This window comes from Bradyrhizobium sp. NC92, from assembly GCF_025200865.1.
GTDB lineage: Bacteria > Pseudomonadota > Alphaproteobacteria > Rhizobiales > Xanthobacteraceae > Bradyrhizobium.
In genome coordinates, this window is the sequence record NZ_CP104171.1 from 6,179,236 (window position 1) to 6,195,351 (window position 16,116).

Here is a 16,116-nt window from a genome sequence, read left to right on the forward strand (position 1 = left end):
GCACTCCAAACGCACTCGAAGGTGACGAAATTGCGACCTGCGATCACTCAGCGGTTTCAAGTCAACCCCTCGCAACCGGACGCGGACCGGACTAACCTCCGCCTCGCTTGGCCGGATCAACCGGCCGGCCGAACATAACCGGGAGGATACGATGACACGCCAGGAGGCTCCTGAGCAGGAGCAGCGTGCGCAGAATGCTGCGCTTTCACGACGAACGCTTGTCGGGGGACTGGCGCTCGGCGCCGCGGCCACGCTGGCGGGCCCCGCGCTGGCCCAGACCGGGCCTGCCGCACCGCCGACGACGATCACGACGCCGCCGCGCGATTTCGGCCCTGGTGGCGCGCCGACGACCTATTTCTGGGACCCCGACATCATCGCGGTCGATCCGTCCTTCAACGACCTCGCCCAGCCCAACACCGCGATCAAGCGTCTCTATACGGGCCTGCTCTGGGCCGAAGGCCCGGCGTGGAGCGCGCAGGGCCGCTATCTCCTATGGAGCGACATTCCCAACAACCGGCAGATGCGCTGGACCGAGGATGACGGCCGTGTCACCGTATTCCGCTCGCCCTCCAACAACTCCAACGGCAACTCCTTCGACTTCCAGGGCCGCCAGCTCTCCTGCGAGCACCTGACGCGGCGGGTGACGCGCTACGAGCATGACGGTACCGCCACGGTGCTCGCCGAGTCCTATCAGGGCAAGAAGCTGAACTCGCCGAACGACATCGCCGCGCATCCCGACGGCAGCTATTGGTTCACCGATCCGCCCTATGGCGGCCAGCTCTACGAAGGCGAGCCCGACGTCGCCGGTGGTCCGAGCAATACGGGCGGCAAGCTCAATCCGCGGATCGGTCAGCCGGCCGGCTTCGTGCCGGGCAAGCGCGAGCTGCCGACCAATTGCTACCGCATCGATCCCTCCGGCCGCATCGACCTCGTCGTCACCGAGGACCAGGTGCCCGACCCGAACGGGCTCTGCTTCTCGCCCGACTACAAGAAGCTCTACGTCGCCTCGACCGGCAAGGGGCCCGGCGACACCGGCGCCGGCGGCAAGGGCGAGATCTTCGTGTTCGACGTCGGCAGCGACAACAAGCTGTCGAACCTGAAGAGGTTCAGCGATTGCGTGATCGACGGCGTGAAATGCGGACCGGACGGTCTGCGCTGCGACGTCAACGGCAATCTCTGGGCCTCCAGCAATGCCGGCCGCGCGGTCGGCTACAGCGGCGTCACGGTGTGGTCGCCGGAGGGCAAGCTGCTTGGCCGCATCCGTCTGCCGGAAGTGTGCGGCAACGTCTGCTTCGGCGGCCCCAAGCGCAACCGCCTGTTCATGGCCGCGAGCCAATCGCTCTACGCCGTGTACACGGCGACGCAAGGCGCCGGGCCGGGCTGAGCGGCCCCCTCCACGAGCGAGCGCGCCGGCGTGAAGCGCCGGCGCGGAGACTTTGCGTTTTGTGACGATACCAAGACGCCGACCGTCGCTTTCCGACCGTCGAGCAAATCTCCGCCATCATAGCAACGAAGATAGGTCGCGCAGCAGAACCGTGGCGCGGCGTGAAAGCATGACGCTATCTCCAGCCGGCCTCGGGCATGAAGTGGGAGTTGCGCAATGCGCCGCATGCCAAACGACACCATCATCGTCAGCGTTGGAAGCCAGGAACTCGTGACCGAGTTCGGAGACCGCGGGCTACCAATCGACGGCCACGGCGGCAACGACATCATGATCGCAACGGTCGATGACGGGCCCAGCAGCCTGCTGTTCGTCGGTGACGAGGCGACTCTGGAGGGCCGATCGCATGGCGGCAACGACCTTCTCGTCGCGACCGTCCAGGGCCGCCTGGACTATACGCAGCTCGACGGGGACGCACAGATCATGTCCGGCCAGGCCCACGGCGGCAACGACGTGCTGCATGTCGAGGCCGCGCGCGCGACCTTTGCGAGCGTCTACCTCTCGGGGGACGCCGAAATCGCCATGACCGGTGAAGCCAGGGGCGGCAATGACCTCGTCACGGCAGAGATGGGCGACAGATCGTATGGTGAGTTCAGCGGCGATGGCGGATCGCTCATGAGCGGGAGCGCCCAAGGCGGCAACGACGTCATCAGCGTGGTCCAGGCCGGCCCCTCCGGTAACGTGTCGATGTCCGGTGATGCCTTGATATCCATGATGGGCGATGCACGCGGCGGCAATGACGTGCTGATCTATACGATCGGGGCCGACGCGCGGTCCGGCGGCGCATCGCTTTTCGGCGATGGCGGCTACATGAGCGACAATGCCCGCGGCGGAGACGACGTCCTGATCGCAAGGGTCGACGGCAACCCCGATTCGACTTCCATCACCCTCGTCGGCGATGGCTCGCTGATGTCCGGCAACGCACAGGGGGGCAGCGATATCCTCTACGGGAGCGACCGCGGCGACCGGTTGTATGGCGATGCAAGCATCTACACCCCCGCCGTGGGCGGCTCGATCGCCGGCGGCCGGGACATCCTCAACGGCGGCGGCGGCAACGATCAGATCTGGGGCGGACCGAACAACGACCTGTTCGTCTTCAACGCGGCTTCAGGCCAGGACGTGATCAACGATTTCGATCAGGGCAACAAGGCTGGAGGCAGCACCGCAGCGGAGCACGACGTCATCGACGTGCACCGTTACGGCTTGGCAGGATGGAGCGCGTTGAAGAGCCTGATCGGCGACGACGGCTCCGGCAACGCCGTGATCCACCTGACGAGCGATGACACGATCACGCTGAACGGAATCCACGCCGCCGATCTCAAGGCCACGGATTTCATCATCTGACGCGCGGTGAGACCGCCGGCCTCGCATCGCTCCCGCCGCGATCCCCGCGGCGGGCCTTCTCTTCGTCCAGACCGCAGGCGCCACTCTGGCATGGGAGGACCTATCCTGCGATCTTGCCGTTACCCCGGTTTGGGTGAGAGGCGCGAGATGGACGATCGACCAAAGCAGACCGAAAACCTGACGCAGGATGACGGGTTCGTCCGGGTCCGGGGTGCGCGCGAGCACAACCTCAGGAATGTCGACGTCCGCATTCCGCGCAACGTCCTCGTCGTGTTCACGGGCGTGTCGGGCTCCGGGAAATCCTCGCTCGCCTTCGGCACGATCTATGCCGAGGCGCAGCGGCGCTACCTGGAATCGGTGTCGCCCTATGCGCGGCGCCTGTTCCACCAGATGCAGATCCCCGAGGTCGACGACATCGAAGGCCTGCCGCCGGCGGTGGCGCTGCAGCAGCAGCGCGGGGCGCCGACGACGCGGTCCTCGGTCGGCAGCGTCAGCACCATCTCGAACCTGCTCCGGATGCTCTATTCCCGCGCCGGCGACTATCCGCGCGGCCAAGCGATGCTCTATGCGGAGGCGTTCTCGCCCAACACGCCGGAGGGCGCCTGCCCGACCTGCCACGGCATCGGCCGGTTGCTCGACGTCACCGAGAAGTCGATGGTGCCCGACGACAGCAAGACGATCCGCGAGCGTGCTGTCGCGGCCTGGCCGAGTGCCTGGCAGGGCCAGAACCTCCGGGACATCCTGACGACGCTGGGCTACGACGTCGACAAGCCCTGGCGCGAATTGCCCAAGAAGGACCGCGACTGGATCCTGTTCACCGAGGAGCAGCCGACCGTTCCTGTCTATGCCGGCTACGATGCCGCCGAGGTCAAGCGGGCGCTACGCCGCAAGGAGGAACCGAGCTATCAGGGCACCTTCACCGGCGCCAAGCGCTACGTGATGCAGACCTACGCCAAGTCCGAGAGCGCGATGATGAAGCGCCGCGTCGCGCAATTCATGATCACGCGGGACTGCCCGACCTGCCACGGCACAAGGCTGAAGCCCGAGGCGCTCAAGGTGAGGTTCGCAGGATTCAACATCGCCGAAATGTCGCACCTGCCGCTCAAGCAGTTGCACGAGGTGATCAAGCCATTTGCGAGAGCTTCGTCGGACAAATCGGAGAAGACCGTTGTTGCCAGGCGCATCTGCGAGGATCTGTCGGCGCGCCTCGCCGTCCTGCTCGATCTCGGCCTCGGCTATCTCGCCTGCGAACGCAGCACGCCGACGCTGTCACCGGGCGAATTGCAGCGGCTGCGTCTGGCGACGCAAGTCCGCTCCAACCTGTTCGGCGTCGTCTATGTGCTCGACGAACCGTCGGCCGGCCTGCATCCCGCCGACACTGAGGCGCTGCGGCGCGCACTGGACCGGCTGAAAGGTGCCGGCAACTCCATCTTCGTGGTCGAGCATGAGATAGAAGTGATCAGGCACGCGGACTGGCTGGTGGATGTCGGCCCGGACGCAGGCGACGGCGGCGGGCTCATTCTCTACAGCGGGCCCCCGGCGGGGCTCGGCGCGATCGCGCAATCGCGGACCGCGCATTATCTCGCGCATCCCCGCAAGAAGCTGCCGACGGTCCGCCGCGAGCCGGAAGGACATCTGAAGCTCAGGGGCGTGACCCGCAACAATCTGCGCGGCCTCGACGTCGACATTCCGCTCGGAATCATCGCCAGCATCACCGGTGTGTCGGGCTCCGGCAAATCCAGCCTGATCAGCCAATTCCTCGTCGAGACCGTCGCCGCGCATCTCGGCCATTCGCTTGCCACCGACGCCGACGACGACAGCTTGGCGCCGACCGTCGAGACGCTGGGCGGCAAGATCGTAGCCGGCCTCGACCACGTCAACCGCCTCGTCGTCGTCGACCAGAAGCCGATCGGCCGCACGCCGCGCTCCAACCTTGCGACCTATACCGGCCTGTTCGATCACGTGCGAAAACTGTTTGCGGCGACGCCGCAGGCAAAGTCGCGCCGCTACGACGCCGGCCGCTTCTCCTTCAACGTCGCCAAGGGCCGCTGTGCGACCTGCGAGGGCGAGGGCTTCGTCTGCGTCGAGTTGTTGTTCCTGCCCAGCGTCTACGCGCCCTGCCCGACCTGCAAGGGTGCGCGCTACAACGACAAGACGCTGGAGGTGAAGATCAACGGCAAATCCATCGCGGACGTGCTGGCGATGCGCGTCGACGAGGCCTTCGAGTTCTTCGAGGGCGATTCCGCGCTGAACCGGTCGCTGTCGGTCGTGCGCGAGGTCGGGCTCGGCTATATCCGCCTCGGCCAGTCCGCGACCGAGCTGTCGGGCGGCGAAGCCCAACGCATCAAGCTCGCGACCGAGCTGATGCGTCCGCAACGCGGCCACACGCTCTATGTCCTGGACGAGCCGACCACCGGCCTTCACCCGCGCGACGTCGAGCGCCTGATCGCGCAGCTCGAACGCATCGTGGACGGCGGCAACAGCGTGATCGTGGTCGAGCATGACATGGACGTCGTGGCGCACAGCGACTGGATCATCGATCTCGGACCTGGCGCCGGTGACGAAGGCGGCCGTGTCGTCGCATCGGGGACGCCCGAGCAGGTCGCCAAGGCCGGCGGGAAGACCGCGCCTTATCTGGCGCGGCGCCTGGCGCAATAGCGCGCGCAGCGATCGTCGGCACGGTCGCCTCGCGGTCATCTCGCAATTGCGTTCTATGCCGCGAGCGGCGGACCTCGACTTTCGCGATGTTGACTTTCCTCCGTCCCGCTCCCCATACTTCGCGACAACAACAAGATCGAACGACGGTTTTGAGGGAGGATAGGATGCCGACTTCACGCAGGCAGCTGCTGAAGACCTCGGCGGCTGCCGCCGCCGCACTCAGCCTCGATTGGACACGCGCCCAGGCACAAGCCGAGAATTTACGCATCGGCCTGATCTACGACCTCACCGGCCCCTTCGCCGCCGGCGGCTCGGTCGCCTCGTCGATCGGGGCGCAGATCGCCATCGATCTCGTCAACGAGAAGGGCGGTGTCGGCGGCAAATACAAGGTTGCTCCGGTCGCCGCGGATTCGCAGAGCAAGCCCGACGTTGCGATCAACGAGGCCGAACGCCTGATCAGCCAGGAGAAGATCGACATCCTCAACGGCGTCTATGCGAGCTCGCATGCGGTGCCGCTCGCGGCCAAGGTCGAGCAGCAGAAGAAGATCCTCTGGATCACGACCGCGGTCTCGACCGCCGTGTTCAAGGACAAGAACCTGCAATACGTGTTTCGCGCGCAGATCCATTCGGATCAATACGGCCAGGCCTTTGCAAGCTTCCTCACCGAGCATGCCAAAGCCAAGCTCGGCATGGACCCGAAGGAGGTCAAGGTCGCGTTGATCCACGAGGACGGCCCCTATGGCGTCGGCGTTGCTTCTGCCGACGAGACTTACGCCAAGGAGGCTGGCATCCAAGTCGTGCTGCGCGAGGGCTATTCGGCCTCCGCGCCCGACCTGTCGGTGCTGGTGACGAAGATCAAGCGTGCCAAGGCCGACGTGATCTCGCATGCGGGCTACAACCCCGACATCACCCTGTTCCTGCGCCAGGCGCGCGAGAGCGGATTGCGCTTCAAGATGCTGTTCGGAGCCGGCGCCGGCTACAGCCAGCTCGACAAGCTGCGTGCCACTTTCGGCGCCGACATCGACAATTTCTGCAACATCGACCCGGTGCCGGCGCAGCTGCTCGATCCCGCCAAGCTCGCGCCCGGAATGGGCGATCTGATCAAGACCATGGTCAGTCGCTACCAGGCCAAGACCGGCGCCACCGACGTACCGCCGCACTGCTCGATGGGCTTCAACCAGACCTGGGTGCTGCTCAACCACGTGCTGCCGGTCGCCAAGGAGAAGTACGGCAGCTTCGAGCCCGAGGCGATCCGGAAAGCGGCGCTCGACGTCGACATCCCCGCCGGCGGCACGATCCAGGGCTATGGCGTGAAATTCTTCCCGCCGGGCACGCCGCTCTCCGGCCAGAACGAACGCTCGACGCCGGTCGTGATGCAGAACGCCGGCGAGCACATTTCCGTGGTGTGGCCGACGAACATTCGTACGCAGGACCCGGTCTTCCCGCTGCCGAAGGGCTCGACCTACGGGGCGTGAGAGCGGCACGAGCGGGGTACACCCTCTCCCCTTGCGGGAGAGGGTGGCTCGCCGCGTAGCGGCGAGACGGGTGAGGGGTTGTCTCCGCGCGTAAACCCTCTCACTTTCGCATTCGCTGAAGCAACCCCTCATCCGGCGCTTCGCGCCACCTTCTCCCACAAGGGGAGAAGGGTTCGCGGCGTGCGTGGTGATTTACAACACCACCCGTCTCCCCTCCTCCGCCGCCCAATATCCCGCGTAGTTCACCTTGATCGTCTCATAGGCCAGCGCGAGATCCGACAGCGGCTGGCGTCCTGTCGCGGCGCACTCCATGAAGTCCTGGATCTCCTGCAAATAGCCGCGCGTCCATTCCTCCTCGAGGCAGACATATTGCCAGCCGGTTTTGCGGTCGACCTTCTCGGTGATGTAGACGCTCGCGAGCTTCTCCTCGCTGGTCTGGTAGCTCATCAGATGATTGTTCGGCGTGATGTTGGCGAACAGGGAGCCGCCGCTCGTATAGGTCTCGATCAGATTGCGCACGCCGCCCATGATCATGTCGCCGGAGAACACGGTGGCCTTGGTGCCGTCGGAGAAGGTAGCGGTGAGCGTACCCCAATCCTCGACGTCGACGGGATTGGCCTTGATGTAGCTGCGTTCCTCCGGCTTCAAGCCGGCGGTGACGTTGCCGACATCGCCGGTGACGCTGGCGACACGGATGCGCTCGCCGCGCGCCTTGGCTTCGACCTGCTTCAGATACAGCACGGCCGAGAGCGGATGGCAGCCCATGCGGATCAGCGAGCCGCCGCCCGTCATCGCCCATTGCGCAACATGCGCGGCGTGCGAGCCGGAATGGCTCTCCTCGCCCTTCATGAACAGGATCTTGTCCTTGGTCGCCTTGATGATCTCGGCGGTCTTGGTCACGGCCGGCGCGTAGATCCAGTCCTCGGCATACATGAAGAGCTTGTCCGTGCGCTCGATCGCGGCGCGCGTCCTGTCCATCTCCTCGATCACGCGCTCATACATCAGCGCCTTCGGCACGTGCTTGCCGATCGGCTGCTGATCGCCTTCGCGGCCGAAATAGCCGGCGAACGGCTTTTCGCAGATGACATGCTTGCCGGCCTGCATGGCGGCGACGATCATCTCGGCATGAAGATTGGGCGGGGTGCAGATATCGACGACATCGAGATCGCGGTCTGCGATCAGCTCGGCGAAGCTGCGGTAAACACGCGGGATATTGTGATGGCGGGCGAACGCGACAACCTTGTCGCCGCGGGCAGCGACCGCCGCGACCTCGACGTCAACGCCATAGACGCGCCGGAACGCATACATGTGCAGCTCCGACACGAAGCCGCAGCCGACGAGTCCCACCCTGATCCTGGCCATAGCGCCCCCTTTGCAATGGGCGGCACTATAGCGCGCCTGGAGGCCTAATCCACCGAGACGCGCACCACGCCGGCGCTCATCATGCCGAGCGCGCGGGCGGCGGGCACCGAGAGATCGACGATGCGGCCGCGGATGAACGGGCCACGATCATTGACGCGGCACTGGATCGTGCGTCCGCTGTAGGACACCCTGAGCACGGTGCCGAACGGGCGCGTGCGGTGGGCGCAGGTCAGCTCGCCGCCTTTGCCGGCTTTTGCGTATCCGTAGTAAGAAGCAAGCCCGCTTTCAGCGTGGGCAACAGAAAAGGCAAAAAGCAAAAAGCTGGCCAGGGCTACCAATAGCGTCGTCTGCGCTTGCACGGCACCCTCCCGGTTCCCTGCCCGGCCCTGCAAACGTCGCTTTGTTCCTCAAAGTTCCAGGAGCATTGCCGGGCGATGCCCGGCAATGCCATCACACTTTGTTACTGCCGGTGGAACACCAGCGTGCGGACCTCGATGCTTTCGCGGGGCGCCGCATCGGCCGGCGTGGTCGGATCGAGGAACGCGGTGTGCGGCCCGAAGCGGGTGCGGCCGTCGGTTGCGGAATCGTAGCACTTCAGCAGCAGCGCCTCGTCCGCCGTCATCTCGGGGAAATAGAACCAGCGGTGGTTCGGATTGTATTTCACCGAGTAGGTCTCGCCGCGGCGGTTGGGATAGATCAGGTCGGAAGCGACGAGGTCTTCCGGCGCCACCGTCGTGCCGTCGGCCATGGCGAGCGGTGAATCGCGCAAGGGGCCGCGGATCGGCCGCCACAGATTGATCACCTGCACGCGGCCCTTCAGCAGTTCCTCGGCCTCGTCGGGCAGATGCTCGCGCACGCGGTTGGCACCGGAGATTGCGGTCTGGTCGACATGGACGCGCGTGGCCGGCTGGCGCGGCCCGCCGTCACGGATATCAGGCGCGCCTTCGACACGCTTGCGCACGGTGTGGTCGAAGATGAAGACGCGGTCGGCCTTCAGCGTCGCGCGCAGGAACGCTTCGACCGCTGGATAGTAAACGCTGCGGATTTCGTCGTCGTTGTAAAAATCCTTCACCTGCGTCGGGTGACGCACCAGCGCAAAGCCCTCGCGGTCCAGCGAGAAATTCTGCGCGATCAGCCGCGCATCGAAGATCGGGACCTGGTGCGGCTCCGGCAGCGAGGTGCTTTTCGGCTCACCCGGCGGCGGATCGAACGCGTAGGTGCGCGGCTTGCCGTCGATTGGTGCGAGATAGTTGAGTTCGGCAGTGACGAAGGGAAGCGATTCGATTTTTGTTTCTTGCAGGCCCATGGCCGGTCTCCCGATGTGGTCGTCGGATTGATTTTTGCGGGAGCGCACCGTGCCGCAAGAGGTGCGGTGCAAATAGCAATGAGAGTGTTGTCGGGCGGAGAGAATGCAGAAGGAATATTTCGAAGAAGGCGATTGCGCTGGAAACCATCGCCTCTCCTCACGAGTCCTTGAGGTGCTCGTGAGAGCGTTTCTCCTTCTCCCGTTGTGGGAGAAGGTGGCGCGAAGCGCCGGATGAGGGGTATCTACCCGTGAACTCGACTGTGAGAGGTGAGCACGCGGAGGGAGACCCCTCACCCGTCTCGCCGCTACGCGGCGAGCCACCCTCTCCCACAAGGGGAGAGGGGAAGAAGCGGCGTTGCCACCGAGAAAAAGGGCTACAACCCCGCCTTCGCAATCGCGTCCGTGAACGAGCGATCGACGATCTCCGCGGCATCGAGCTTCTGCTTGATCAGTCCCCAGCGGAAATAGAGGTCGATCGTCGCCTGCTCGTCGGCGACCACACCGTCATCGATCGGCGCGATGCGGATCTTGGCGCGCGACAGCCAGTTCTGCGGCACGGCGGTCGGGATGTTCATCAGCCTGCCCCAGGTCGCGGCGTAGCTGTCGATGTTGTTCAGCGACCACGCCCGCGCCGCGGTGAGGCGGCGGATGAAGTCGGTCAGCTCCGCGCGCTTGTCGCGGATGGCCTCGGGCCGCGCCACCTGGAAGCTCAGCCCTGGCGTAAGCCCTTCCGACGTGATGATGCGGCGCGACCTGAACAGCACCTCCTCCTGGCTCACATAAGGCTCCCAGGTCGACCACGCATCGACAGAGCCTTGCGTGTAGGCGATCTTGGCGTCCGACGGCGCCAGGAATGCGATCTGCACGTCGCTCGCAGCCCAGCCATTCTTCTCGAGCGCGGCGAGGATCAGCTGATGACCGATCGAGCCGCGGCCCGTCGCGATCTTCTTGCCGCGCAAATCGGCAAAACTCTTGATCGGCGAAGTCTCGGGCACGAGGATCGCAAGCCCCTCGCGCGTCTGCCTGATGGCGGCGATCGCCTTCACCGGCGCGCCGGAGGCGGCGGCAAAGGTGAAGGGCGCATCGCCAACGAGGCCGGTCTCGATCGCGCCGGCGCTGAGCGCTTCCAGGAGCGGCGCGGCCGCGGGAAACTCTTTCCACTCGATCTTGTATGGGACGTCCTTGAGCACGCCGGCCGCTTCCATCACGGCCTGCGCATTGCCCTTCTGGTCCCCGACGCGCAGAGTGGTTTGCGCCGCCGCCAGCTCGAATGAACCGAACAGCAGCGCGCCGGCCAGCATGAGGCGGATCATTCTGCGGCCTCGCCGCGGACCGCCTGGCGCTTGGCAACCAGCTCGCGCGTCAGCGGGATCAGCTCGCGGCCGTAGTCAATGGCGTCGATCAGCGGATCGAAGCCGCGGATCAGGAAATGGCTGATGCCGAGATCGTAATAATCGCCGAAGACCTCCGCGACCTGCTCGGGCGTACCGACCAGCGCGGTGGTGTTGCTGTTGGCGCCGGTGAGTTTTGCGATCTCGGTCCAGAGCCGCTTGTCGATCCGGCTGCCCTGGTCGGCCAGCGCGAGCAGGCGCCGGGCGCCGGCGGTGGCATGGCCGTCGGCGGGCTTGCGATAGCCGGTCTTGTCCTGCAGCGCAGTGGCCCGCGCCAGAATCTCCTCGGCTTTCTCCCAGGCCTGCTTCTCGGTCGGCGCAATGATCGGCCGCACCGACAGGCTGAAGCGCGGCGTCGGCCGCCCCTGCCGCACCGCCGCGTTATGGACGCGCGAGGTCACGTCGCGCACCTGCGCGTAGGATTCGCCCCACAGCGCAAAGGTATCGGCGTGCTTGCCGGCGACGTCGATCGCCGCATCCGAGGCGCCGCCGAAATAGACGCGGATGCCTTCGGGACGATAGGGCTTCACCTGCGAGAACGCGTTCTCGACTTGGTAATATTTGCCCCTGTAGGTGAACGGCTTGTCGCTGGTCCATTCCAGCTTGAGCACGTCGAGGAATTCGGAGGTGCGGGCATAGCGCTCGTCCTTGTCGTCGAGCGTGTTGCCGTCCTGCCGCAGCTCGGTGGCGTTGCCGCCGGTGATGACATGGAGCGCGACGCGACCGCGGGAAAACTGGTCGAGCACTGCGAACTGCCGCGCCAGCAGCGTCGGCGCGGTGAAGCCGGGCCGCTGCGCGATCAGCACGTTGAGGCGCTCAGTGTGGCTCAGCACGTGCTGGGCGACTTGAAGCGCGTCGGGCGACGTCGAATGAAACGCCAGCAGCGCCCGATCAAAGCCGGCATTCTCATGCGCCTTCGCCACCGTCTCGATGTGGGTCGGATTGAGCACCGGCCCTTCCCGGACGATGGTCTCGGACGAATTGTTGTTGCTGATGAAGCCGATGAACTCGATCGACATGATCGTCTCCCTGTTGATTCCTAGAGGCCGAGTGCGAGGCGGCCGAGGCCGATGCGCGTGGAATCGTCCTGCGGCGTGTGCACACGGCCGCACAGCACGTCGCGATAATGCCGCTCCAACGGATTGGCGCGGCTGAGCCCATGGTTGCCGGTGAGCGACAGCGCATCCTCGACCACGGCAACGGCATTGTTGGTCACGGTGAGCTTGATGACGTTGGACTCGCTCGCGGCAAGCTGGACGCCGTCATCGAAATCACGCGCGAACATGTCGATCAGCCGCGCGTTGACCGCGAGCCGCGCCTCGATCGCGCCGAGGATCTCTTGCGCCCGCGGCAGGCTCGCCAGCGGCGCGCCGAGGCTGGCGGGCACGCGCTGCTTCAGAAACGTGATCAGCCAGTCGCGCGCGGCACGCGCAACGCCGTCATAGATCGCGGCGACGAAGACGGTGTGGACGGTCGCTTGCGTGACGTCGAGCGCGCGCCAGTCCGCCGGCTTGCGCACATCGACCTCGCCATCGAGCGGGATCACGACGTCGTCGAAGATGACATCATGGCTGCCGCTGGCGCGCAGGCCGTGATGATCCCAGGTCTCGACGATGCGCGTGCCCGGCAGGCCGGCGGGCACCAGGAACTGGCCGACCCGCGTCTCGGCCTCGTCGGTGCGCGCCCAGACCAGGTACCATTTCAGGATCGGCGATCCCGTCGAATAGATCTTGTGGCCGGAGAGGCGCCAGCCAGTTTCGGTGCGCCGCGCGATCGTCGCCGGCAGGCCGCCACGTGCGGGCGAACCGAGCTCCGGCTCCACGCGCAGCGCGTTGATGAGTGCAAGACCCTCGACGCTCTCGCGCGCGAGCTTGCGCGACAGCCGCGCCGGCCAATTCGGGCTACGCGCCATCACGAGATGATTGATGTAATGCATCGACAGCACCAGCGCGGTCGACGGATCGGCCCTGCCGAGGATGCCGAGCACGCGCGCGGCATACCGCGCGCCGGCACCGGCGCCGCCATGGACCGCCGGCACGGTCAGCGACAGCAAGCCCGCCTCCGACAGCTCGCGAAAATTCTCGAAGGGGAAGCTGCCGGTGCGGTCGTGCTCGGCCGCGCGCGCGGCAAAGCTTGTAGCAAGCGTCGCTGCGCCGGCGATGTAGTCGGGCTCGCTGTGAGCCGTGCGGCCCTTGGCTATGGAGGTCACCATGTGGCGTCCAGCCCCAACAAGCCAAGGATCTGGCGGCGCAGGTCAGCCAGATACGGATCGCCGCGATGGCGCGGATACGGACGATCGACGCGAATGTCGGCCTTCACCCGCGCGGGACGCTCGCTGAACACGATGACGCGGTTGGCGAGCACCAGCGCCTCCTCGGCATCATGCGTCACCAGCAGCGTGGTAAACCCCTTGCGCTGCCAGAGTGAGACGAGCTCGGCCTGCATGGTGATGCGGGTCAGCGAGTCCAGTTTTCCCAGCGGCTCGTCCAGGATCAGGATCTTGGGATCGTTGACCAGCGCCCGCGCCAGCGCGACGCGCTGCGCCATGCCGCCGGAGAGCTGGTGCGGATAGGCGTTGCGGAACGACGAAAGCCCGACGAGGTCGAGCGCGTCATCGACGCGCTGGCGCTGGCTCCTCAAAATGCCCTGGGCCTCGAGGCCCAGGGCGACGTTGTCCCAGACCGACCGCCAGGGAAACAGGGTCGGATCCTGGAACACGACGACGCGTGACGGATGCGGGCTCCTGATGCGCGCCTCGTCCTCCCGCAGCCTTCCTGCCTTCGGCTTGTCGAGCCCAGCGACCAGCCGCAGCAAGGTCGACTTGCCGCAGCCGGATGGGCCGAGCAGCGCGACGAACTCGCCGGGCTCGACCGAAATCGAAACATCGCTGAGCACCGGAAGCTCGGCGCCGTCGATGTCGAAGGCGTGGCTGACCTGCTCGATGTCGAGCGCGGCGCCGGCGGCCGGATGCGCGACCGCTTCGGCAAGAGCTGCGGCTACCATTTGACGGTCCCCTTCTGCCAGACCAGGAGGCGATCGCGGATCGCAAACAGCAGGGTGATCGCGCCGGAGCAGAGCAGCGACATCACGATCAGCGCCGCATACATGTTGGCATAGGCGGCCCAGCCCTGCGCCCATTGCAGGTACCAGCCGAGCCCGGCCTTGACTCCGATCATCTCGGCAACAACGAGCACGGCAAAGGACGCGCCGAGACCCATGAACAGGCCGACGAAGACGTGCGGCAGCGCCGCCGGGATCGCGACCTTCAGCACCAGGAACGACGGCTTAGCCCCGAGCGTGCGCGCGACGTCGTAATAGGCGTTGCTGACGCTCGCGACGCCCGACCAGGTCAGCACCGTCACGGGAAAGCCGGTCGCCAGCGCGATCAAAAACGTCGAGGCACTCCAGCTCGACGGGAAGGTGAAGAAGGCAATCGGCAGCCAGGCGGTCGCCGGCAGCGGGCCGATGAAGCGCAGCACCGGATGCACCCAATAGCCGACCGCGCGCGACCAGCCGATCGAGACGCCGGTCAAAAAGCCGATCGTCGCGCCGATCAGATAGCCGCCGAGCTGCAGCTTCACGGACGCGAACACGCTGTCGAGCAGCTTCGGCAGATCGTCGGTATAGACCTCGATGATCGCCTGCGGCGGCGGGAAGAACGGCAGCGGCAGCCAGGCGAATTTTGCGGTCGCGACCTCCCAGACCGTCAGGAACGCCCCGAGCGCGACCAGCCACGGCGCCCGCTTGTGCAGCGCCTGTCCCGCCGCTCCCAGATAGTCGGCCCCGATGGTGCCGAACAGCGCAATCGCCGCGATGATGAAGGCGGCGATGCCGAGCGAATGCGTGCGCGACCAGTCGGCGACATCCTGCCACCACAGGCAGGACAGCCCGAAGGCGATCCAGGCGATGCTGGCGAGCGCGCCAGTGCCGGATTCGCGGATCCAGCTCGCCAGCAGCGGCGCGCGCGAGGTGCGCGGCGCGCCGGAGGCGAGGCCGTCAGACAGCGAATACGTCGACATAGATGCGCTCCGCGAATTTGGCGGTGTCGGTGCTCTGCTTGAACACCTGCACGCTCTTGAGATCGTCGGCATAGGCCTTGAGCTCGCGCTTCAGGATGTCGCCGACGGGATGATGATGGTGGGTGTGGTAGCGCACCATGCCCTCGATATCGGCCAGCGTCGCCGCCTTGGGCGCATAGGGCTGGAACGATTTCGCCGCGACGGTCGCATTCTGCGCGGTGAACATCGCGGCATCGAGCAGCGCCTGGGTGATGGCGCGTGCGACTTGAGGTTCCTCGCGCACGAGCGAGCCGCGCAGGCCGAGAATGCAGCAGCTCTTCTCGCGGAATTCGCCGTCGAGGTTCGAGGCAACCTCCTTGTACTGCGTGTCCTTGAGCCAGAGATAAGCGAGCGGGTCGGACGACAGGAACGCCTGCACCTCGCCCTTCTCCACCGCGACATTGAGCAGGTTGCCGGGATAAGCGCGCCAGTCGACGTCCTTGACCGGATCGATGCCGAGCTTGGCCAGCTGGATCGAGAAGAAGTTCTTGTCGGGGCCGGCGAGATCGCCGACCGCGACGATCTTGCCCTTGAGGTCGGCGAGCTTCGAGACGCCGGAATCCGCGCGCGACAGCACGCGCATGCAGCCGCCATGGGTGCCGGCGGCGATCTTGACGTCGAACCCCTGCTCCAGCGGCTTCAGCCAGCGCAGCGCCATGCCGAGACCGGCATCGCTCTTGCCCGTCGCGATGGCTTCGAGCAGCTGGTCGGTCGAGCCGGAATAGTTGACGAGCTCGACGTCGAGATTGTGCTTCTGGAAGAAGCCGTGCTCGATCGCGACAGGCACCGGCGCGAGACAGACGGCGCCGGCATTCCACGACAGCTTCAGCTTGCGCGGCGCGCCGGTGAGCGCGGGCGCGTCGGAGGCCGTGCGGCACAGCGGAAACTCGGAGAAGTCGACACCGGGCACGATGGCCCGCGGTGCGAAGGCCTGCGCGCCCAGCGCGCCGAGCGGCGCTGCGAAAGCCGCCGCAAGCCCGGCCTGAAGCAGGTGGCGCCGGTCGAGTGTCGATCCGCTGCGCTCGTTGTCGTTGGTCATCTGCGCCTGGCTCCTGCTGACACGGCTCCGCCGTGTGCGCAA

Annotated in this window: 13 protein-coding genes; 4 read left to right on the forward strand and 9 right to left on the reverse strand. The window is 66.0% G+C overall.

The annotated features are described in order from the left end of the window. Nucleotides 1-151: 151 nt before the first annotated feature. The 4 genes from N2602_RS29155 (at nucleotide 152) to N2602_RS29170 (ending at nucleotide 6,918) form a co-directional block, all read left to right on the forward strand. Nucleotides 152-1,384, forward strand: a complete 1,233-nt coding sequence (locus N2602_RS29155; RefSeq protein WP_260380221.1) for an SMP-30/gluconolactonase/LRE family protein — start codon at nucleotides 152-154, stop codon at nucleotides 1,382-1,384. A gap of 216 nt (nucleotides 1,385-1,600) precedes the next feature. Next, a complete protein-coding gene (locus tag N2602_RS29160; protein ID WP_260380222.1) occupies nucleotides 1,601-2,785 on the forward strand; it encodes a calcium-binding protein in 1,185 nt (394 codons plus the stop codon). A 147-nt stretch (nucleotides 2,786-2,932) separates the two neighbouring features. After that, nucleotides 2,933-5,443 carry an excinuclease ABC subunit UvrA gene (gene uvrA, locus N2602_RS29165; protein WP_260380223.1) on the forward strand — a complete coding sequence of 837 codons (2,511 nt, stop codon included), beginning with the start codon at nucleotides 2,933-2,935 and terminating at the stop codon, nucleotides 5,441-5,443. Between the two features lie 164 nt (nucleotides 5,444-5,607). Further along, a complete protein-coding gene (locus N2602_RS29170; protein WP_172787386.1) occupies nucleotides 5,608-6,918 on the forward strand; it encodes an ABC transporter substrate-binding protein in 1,311 nt (436 codons plus the stop codon). Between the two features lie 192 nt (nucleotides 6,919-7,110). Here N2602_RS29170 and N2602_RS29175 read toward each other — a convergent pair whose 3' ends face one another. The 9 genes from N2602_RS29175 to N2602_RS29215 all read right to left on the reverse strand — a co-directional run bounded on the left by N2602_RS29175 (nucleotide 7,111) and on the right by N2602_RS29215 (nucleotide 16,074). Next, complete coding sequence (locus N2602_RS29175) at nucleotides 7,111-8,280, reverse strand: Gfo/Idh/MocA family protein (protein WP_260380224.1); 1,170 nt, start codon at nucleotides 8,278-8,280, stop codon at nucleotides 7,111-7,113. A 44-nt stretch (nucleotides 8,281-8,324) separates the two neighbouring features. Beyond that, the gene (locus tag N2602_RS29180; protein ID WP_172787388.1) at nucleotides 8,325-8,639 is read right to left on the reverse strand and encodes a septal ring lytic transglycosylase RlpA family protein; all 315 of its coding nucleotides are present in this window, start codon (nucleotides 8,637-8,639) and stop codon (nucleotides 8,325-8,327) included. A gap of 101 nt (nucleotides 8,640-8,740) precedes the next feature. After that, the gene (locus tag N2602_RS29185; RefSeq protein ID WP_260380225.1) at nucleotides 8,741-9,586 is read right to left on the reverse strand and encodes a CmcJ/NvfI family oxidoreductase; all 846 of its coding nucleotides are present in this window, start codon (nucleotides 9,584-9,586) and stop codon (nucleotides 8,741-8,743) included. Between the two features lie 374 nt (nucleotides 9,587-9,960). Next, on the reverse strand, nucleotides 9,961-10,899 hold the full coding sequence (locus N2602_RS29190) for an ABC transporter substrate-binding protein (protein ID WP_260380226.1): 939 nt from the start codon (nucleotides 10,897-10,899) through the stop codon (nucleotides 9,961-9,963). Further along, nucleotides 10,896-11,996, reverse strand: a complete 1,101-nt coding sequence (locus tag N2602_RS29195; protein WP_260380227.1) for an LLM class flavin-dependent oxidoreductase — start codon at nucleotides 11,994-11,996, stop codon at nucleotides 10,896-10,898. Before N2602_RS29195 ends, N2602_RS29190 begins: the two co-directional genes overlap by 4 nt. 20 nt (nucleotides 11,997-12,016) lie before the next feature. Beyond that, a complete protein-coding gene (locus N2602_RS29200) occupies nucleotides 12,017-13,189 on the reverse strand; it encodes an acyl-CoA dehydrogenase family protein (protein ID WP_260380228.1) in 1,173 nt (390 codons plus the stop codon). After that, nucleotides 13,183-13,980, reverse strand: a complete 798-nt coding sequence (locus N2602_RS29205; protein ID WP_260380230.1) for an ABC transporter ATP-binding protein — start codon at nucleotides 13,978-13,980, stop codon at nucleotides 13,183-13,185. The genes N2602_RS29200 and N2602_RS29205 overlap by 7 nt, the downstream gene beginning before the upstream one ends. Beyond that, on the reverse strand, nucleotides 13,974-14,996 hold the full coding sequence (locus N2602_RS29210; protein ID WP_260380231.1) for an ABC transporter permease: 1,023 nt from the start codon (nucleotides 14,994-14,996) through the stop codon (nucleotides 13,974-13,976). The genes N2602_RS29205 and N2602_RS29210 overlap by 7 nt, the downstream gene beginning before the upstream one ends. Next, on the reverse strand, nucleotides 14,974-16,074 hold the full coding sequence (locus N2602_RS29215) for an ABC transporter substrate-binding protein (RefSeq protein ID WP_260380232.1): 1,101 nt from the start codon (nucleotides 16,072-16,074) through the stop codon (nucleotides 14,974-14,976). Before N2602_RS29215 ends, N2602_RS29210 begins: the two co-directional genes overlap by 23 nt. Nucleotides 16,075-16,116: the final 42 nt, after the last annotated feature.

Coding starts and splice junctions, on each gene's coding strand:
- N2602_RS29190 (WP_260380226.1), bottom strand. CDS start 10,899: ATGATCCGCCTCATGCTGGCCGGCGCGCTGCTGTTCGGTTCATTCGAG.
- N2602_RS29175 (WP_260380224.1), bottom strand. CDS start 8,280: ATGGCCAGGATCAGGGTGGGACTCGTCGGCTGCGGCTTCGTGTCGGAG.
- N2602_RS29170 (WP_172787386.1), top strand. CDS start 5,608: ATGCCGACTTCACGCAGGCAGCTGCTGAAGACCTCGGCGGCTGCCGCC.
- N2602_RS29185 (WP_260380225.1), bottom strand. CDS start 9,586: ATGGGCCTGCAAGAAACAAAAATCGAATCGCTTCCCTTCGTCACTGCC.
- N2602_RS29200 (WP_260380228.1), bottom strand. CDS start 13,189: ATGGTGACCTCCATAGCCAAGGGCCGCACGGCTCACAGCGAGCCCGAC.
- N2602_RS29210 (WP_260380231.1), bottom strand. CDS start 14,996: ATGTCGACGTATTCGCTGTCTGACGGCCTCGCCTCCGGCGCGCCGCGC.
- N2602_RS29205 (WP_260380230.1), bottom strand. CDS start 13,980: ATGGTAGCCGCAGCTCTTGCCGAAGCGGTCGCGCATCCGGCCGCCGGC.
- N2602_RS29155 (WP_260380221.1), top strand. CDS start 152: ATGACACGCCAGGAGGCTCCTGAGCAGGAGCAGCGTGCGCAGAATGCT.
- N2602_RS29195 (WP_260380227.1), bottom strand. CDS start 11,996: ATGTCGATCGAGTTCATCGGCTTCATCAGCAACAACAATTCGTCCGAG.
- N2602_RS29215 (WP_260380232.1), bottom strand. CDS start 16,074: ATGACCAACGACAACGAGCGCAGCGGATCGACACTCGACCGGCGCCAC.
- uvrA (WP_260380223.1), top strand. CDS start 2,933: ATGGACGATCGACCAAAGCAGACCGAAAACCTGACGCAGGATGACGGG.
- N2602_RS29160 (WP_260380222.1), top strand. CDS start 1,601: ATGCGCCGCATGCCAAACGACACCATCATCGTCAGCGTTGGAAGCCAG.